4 protein-coding genes and 1 pseudogene are annotated in these 4,950 nt (G+C 54.8%); all 5 read right to left on the bottom strand.

Features of this window, described 5'->3' with window-relative positions:
• Positions 1-46: 46 nt before the first annotated feature.
• On the bottom strand, positions 47-910 hold the full coding sequence (locus AB7E14_RS20555; RefSeq protein WP_044268576.1) for a Cof-type HAD-IIB family hydrolase: 864 nt from the start codon (positions 908-910) through the stop codon (positions 47-49).
• 15 nt (positions 911-925) lie between these two features.
• Positions 926-1,768: a histidine biosynthesis protein gene (locus AB7E14_RS20550; protein ID WP_044253395.1), complete on the bottom strand. Its 843-nt coding sequence runs from the start codon at positions 1,766-1,768 to the stop codon at positions 926-928.
• 27 nt (positions 1,769-1,795) lie between these two features.
• The gene (locus AB7E14_RS20545) at positions 1,796-3,382 is read right to left on the bottom strand and encodes a PTS sugar transporter (protein ID WP_316962657.1); all 1,587 of its coding nucleotides are present in this window, start codon (positions 3,380-3,382) and stop codon (positions 1,796-1,798) included.
• A gap of 247 nt (positions 3,383-3,629) precedes the next feature.
• Positions 3,630-4,568 carry a ketopantoate/pantoate/pantothenate transporter PanS gene (gene panS / locus AB7E14_RS20540; protein ID WP_044265250.1) on the bottom strand — a complete coding sequence of 313 codons (939 nt, stop codon included), beginning with the start codon at positions 4,566-4,568 and terminating at the stop codon, positions 3,630-3,632.
• Between the two features lie 111 nt (positions 4,569-4,679).
• Positions 4,680-4,950, bottom strand: a pseudogene (locus AB7E14_RS20535) (sigma 54-dependent transcriptional regulator); the annotation flags it as partial.

The following is a 4,950-nucleotide window of genomic DNA, read 5'->3' as shown; positions in this document are numbered from 1 at the left end:
CACTTCACCGAACTTGTTTAATTCATCAAGAATATGCTTTCTTCTTTTAATCGGGTTCATTATTTTCCGCCAGGGTCGAACTTTGCCGCATGGTAACTGGATGCGCAGAGCAACGCAACCACTCCAGCGCGCAGACGATACCCTCATCATCATTGGTGGTGGTTACATACCGCGCCTGATGTTTCACGCTATCTGGCGCGTTGCCCATTGCGATGCCGAACCTGGCAACGGCGAACATGCTGATGTCATTCTGTTGATCGCCAATGGCGGCAATCTCAGTGGTTGACAGATTTAATTGGCGGGCGATTTCATTTAGCGCATAGCCTTTATTTATTTCGCTACGTTGAATATCAATATAATTCCCACCGGTGATTGTCGCCTTATAGTCATTGGGTAACTGACGACTTATTTCCCGACAGAGATCGTCGATCCTGGCGTGTTCTGCGACCAGCGTAATTTTAAATATATCGCGACGATTAAAGATATTCCCTGGTGCGGCGCTAATAAGCGGTAACGCAAATAAACTGGCCTCATAGGATGTCCACGGGGCGATAAGGCGATCGTCGCGGTGATAAATCGCCTGGGCAGTAAAAAAATGGTGAGGATAACGGGACAGCGAAATATGGCGGTCAATCTCTCTGAGATCCATCCGGGTAAGGGCCGCAGAATGCAGAATGCGCTGCGACGCCAGCTCAAGGATCTGTCCACCGTTGAAGCCTGCGCACCAGTCAAACAGTGTCTCAACCTGCTGCTGTTGTAACAGGCGCGCCATTGAGGAGACCGGTCTGGCGGAACAGGCGGCCAGCAGACCGCCGCGCTGACGAAAGTCAACCAGCGCCTGACGTGTGCGTGGCGTGATAGTTTTCTGCGACGTCAGCAATGTTCCATCCAGATCGGTAACCAGTAGCATTATTGTTCTCTGTCGTTAGGCATGAGCGATAAACGGGGTCACGGCCTCTTTGGCGGCATTGCAGACCATATTGTCGATTGCCGTACCGACGACCAGGATATTAACCCCGGTGTCCTTAAATGCTTTGGCATTGGCGAGGTTAATGCCTCCTTCCGCCAGCGTCGGGACGTCCACCGCGCCAACCAGCGCCCGAAGACGGTCTTTAATCATCTGCGGGATATCGCCTGCCGCCACGCCTTCATAGCTCATGCCGGTCATCAGGCCGATCATATCGACGCCAATTTCCTGCATACGCTTCGCTACGCTGGCGACCTCTTCCGGGGTGCGTGCCGGAATACCGAAGGTATGCAAATCATCCGGATGACCAATGTAGGCATCCACGGTCAGGCCATACTGATGGGCGAGGTTGACGATGTCCTGCAGGTCGTCCCAGTCTGATTTATGGGTATGTAAACCGTCAGCTCCGGCGCGGGCAATCTCCAGAATCTCTGTTTCGCTGAGCGGGACGGGCAGCGTTTCGGTAAACCCGCCCGCAATGCCCACGGTGATGAAGATGTCGTCCGGGACCACATTACGCACGCCGTGCACAGCTTCTGCCATCTGACCGTTGGTGATTTCGTGGCGGATTTGCTCCGCCGCGTGCATGTTACTCACCCCTTTGTGTCCGCGCGCCAGCGCCAGCGCAGGATGGTTCGGCTCGAGCAGTTTCACGCCTGCCTCACAGACCGCTTTTGCCAGGCGCGCATCGTCGCCGGTGATCCCCGTGCTGAGGATGGTTTGCCCGCCGTGCAGCGCGATGGCATCTTTCACTTTCTGTAACGCTTTGGCGCGTTTTTTATTCATATCGCCTTTAAACATGGTGTACCTCTGGTGTTTGTGCATTTATTAACGGGCAGACGCCACAGATTCACTCTGTACGACAGCCTTAAAACGGTTCGCAATGATGGTGGTGATACAGGTCATTGCCATGACAGTGAACATCACAATCGCCATCTGTAATGCGTTGCTGGATAAGAACGGTGAGGCGAACGCCGGGACGTAGGCCACCCCTTTGACGTTAAAGAAGCCGAGCATCATGCCGCCCATTCCGGCCCAGAAGATGGCGGAACCAAAGACGATTTTGTTGGCGAACATGAAGGGGTAGGCGGATTCCACAAACGTTCCGAAGCCCAGGTTGATAAGCAGGCCTGGTGTGGCGACGGCCGCTTCGCTTTTTTCGCGTGGTGCGATGACGTTAGCCAGGTTGATGCCGGCAGCAACCATCACCAGACCCACCATATCCACAGCGCCGAGGAAGCTGACGCCGGATTTCTCCATCTCCAGCAGCACCAGCGGTAGAATGACCGCGTGATAGACACCACCCAGAATCGCGGGCCAGATCACCAGACCGGCCAGCAGCCCGGCAAGAATCGGACTGAATGCCAGCGTGCTTTCGATAGCCAGCTTGATGTAGTTACCGGCGGAGAGCGCCAGGGGACTCAGCAGATAATGCATGATCAGGCCAGCAGCCAGACCCGAAATCCCGCCGGCAACGATGTTGACGGTGGTCATCGGGAAACGCCAGTTCAGGCACAGCTCAAACAACCAGCGCACAAAAATCCCGGCCATCAGACCGCCGATAATCCCCCCGATCAGGCCGCCTTCAACGGAAAGCACCCCGGCGACGACCCCGGCCACAATGGAGACTTCATCGAGTTCGGAGATCTGTTTTGCCGCCAGCACGGCAACCAGCACCGGCAGACCCTTCAGCAGGATTTCAAAGATATCGTTGAGTTTTTCCAGTCCGGGGATGTGGCTCAGGGCGAGTACGATCGCCATCGCGATAAAGCCTGGCAGCGCCGGGATCATGATGCTGCGGATGTTAAAGCGCTTAAGCAGACTCTTTCCGGAACCGCCTTGTGCAGGCGACGCGCTGCCCAACTGGGGTTTGTATTTGATACCCCAGTATTTACACAGCGAGGCGACGAAAGAGACCGCGCGAGTGCGGCTGGTGGTCCCCGTGGTGCCTGAGGTGGCGACCACATTGGCGCCCTTTGCGGCGACCAGCGCCATCGAGGTGCCGCCGGTGCCGACAATCGGGGTTTTCATTTCTACGGCGGCATCAAAAACGGCCTGGTTAGCTTTTACCGGATCGGCGCTCATCACTACGATCCCGTCGATCTCACCGCTGCGGATCATCCCGGCTATCTGGCGATCGCTCTCGACGACGGAGGCATTCACCTCGGAGAGTTTGCCCTGGAAGATACGTTGTGGTTTTGTGTTGTTTTCTGTGGTTAAGGCATAGACGGCTGCTGGGGTGTCAGGTTTGGCGACATCCATCGACGCCTCTGCTGCAATGAACTGCACGGCAGCGACGGTGACACCCGCGGCTTCACACTGCTGATAAATCTCCTGGAGTAACTTCTCTGGCTCTGCGCCACCCAGGTTGTAGAGGTTGCCTCCACTGCTTCCAATAATCGCAATTTTTTTCATAGCGGCCTCAAAGAAAAGATAGGGTAGGGGGTTATCTGTGTTGTAGTGGAATCATATTCCCAAGCAAAACAAAATAAAGCAACATTAAAAGAACGAATCCAGCTCTCTATAAAATAATAAATTTATAATAATTAATTGAAAATAAAGGTATTAATTATATTTTTGTTTTGTGTTGATGTTTGTTGTTTTGTGATGAGGTTCAAACAAGGAAGGCAAGGAATGGGGGAAATCCCCCATTCGCAGGGGATCAATTTTCTTTGACAGCACTCTGCTGTTCATCAATCGGTTTACCGGACCAGTACCCCGCCAGCAGAGAGCCGGAAAGGTTGTGCCAGACCGAGAACAGTGCGCCGGGGAGGGCCGCGAGCGGGCCGAAGTAGATTTTACCCAGCGCGGCGGCGAGACCGGAGTTTTGCATTCCCACCTCGATCGCCAGCGTGCGGCAGGTTGACTCGTCAAAGCCAAACAAGCGCCCGCCCCAGTAACCGCCGAGCAGGCCGATGGTGTTGTGTAGGATCACCGCGATAATCACCACGAAGCCGACGGACGCGATATGCGCGGCGGAACCGGCAACCACTGCGCTGATGATCGCCAGAATGCAGACCATCGAAAACGCGGGCAGGTAAGGCTCAACTGCCTTCACGACGCGCGGGAACAGATGATGGATCACCAGACCCAGCGCAATTGGGATCACCACAATTTGCAGGATGCTGAGCAGCATCCCCATCACATCCACCTGAATGTGCGCATCGACATACAGACGCGTCAGCAGCGGTGTGGCGACCACGCCCACCAGAGTGGAGACGGAAGAGATCGTTACCGAGAGTGCGACATCGCCTTTCGCCAGATAGATCATGACGTTAGATGCCGTGCCGCTGGCGACGCTTCCGACCAGCACCATCCCGGCGGAGAGTTCCGGCGGCATGTTAAATGCCATCGCCAGTACCCAGGCCGCCAGCGGCATCACCAGATAGTGCAGGAAAATTCCCGCCGCAACCGGTGCCGGGCGTGAGAGCACACGTTTAAAATCATCCACTTTCAGGTGGACGCCCATGCCGAACATAATCAGCATCAACAATGTCGTCACCCACGGGCCGACAGGCGTAAAGGTGGATGGCGTGTAATACGCAATAGCAGAGAGCAGCAGCGCCCATAACGGGAACAGCCTGGTGAGAGTGGCGAGCATGTTGTTTTCCTTGCACGTATGTTGTGTTTGCTTGTTATTAACGGGTTGGGATCGAGCCCAACCATCATTATGGTGTATCGTGTGAAGAGGTATTATTCAAACAAATTATGCTTATGTTCTGACTTTGAGATTTTCCCAGCTCAGACCAAACCGAGCCAGGTACTTACGCAGACGGTCGGCATCGTTGGGATTGGCTTTCTTTTGTCGTGAGACGGCGAAGAGTTCACGTCCGGCTTCGGACAACGATGCGCTGCGGCGACAGACCTCAAGCACGGTTTCCAGTTGGCGGCGGTCAAAGAGGTCGAGTTCCATCTCCAGTTCCGGTTGCGACGGTGCCTCTCCCCAGCTCTCCTGCAAAAGCGCAATCTCTTCGTCGACAAGG

Origin of the sequence: Citrobacter sp. (genome assembly GCF_050252275.1) — a bacterium.
Taxonomy (GTDB): domain Bacteria; phylum Pseudomonadota; class Gammaproteobacteria; order Enterobacterales; family Enterobacteriaceae; genus Citrobacter_A; species Citrobacter_A amalonaticus.
This window is presented reverse-complemented; position numbering and strand designations above follow the sequence as displayed.

Excerpts from the sequence above, each read along its gene's own strand:
- AB7E14_RS20545 (WP_316962657.1), bottom strand. The coding sequence starts at position 3,382 with ATGAAAAAAATTGCGATTATTGGAAGCAGTGGAGGCAACCTCTACAAC.
- AB7E14_RS20550 (WP_044253395.1), bottom strand. The coding sequence starts at position 1,768 with ATGTTTAAAGGCGATATGAATAAAAAACGCGCCAAAGCGTTACAGAAA.
- panS (WP_044265250.1), bottom strand. The coding sequence starts at position 4,568 with ATGCTCGCCACTCTCACCAGGCTGTTCCCGTTATGGGCGCTGCTGCTC.
- AB7E14_RS20555 (WP_044268576.1), bottom strand. The coding sequence starts at position 910 with ATGCTACTGGTTACCGATCTGGATGGAACATTGCTGACGTCGCAGAAA.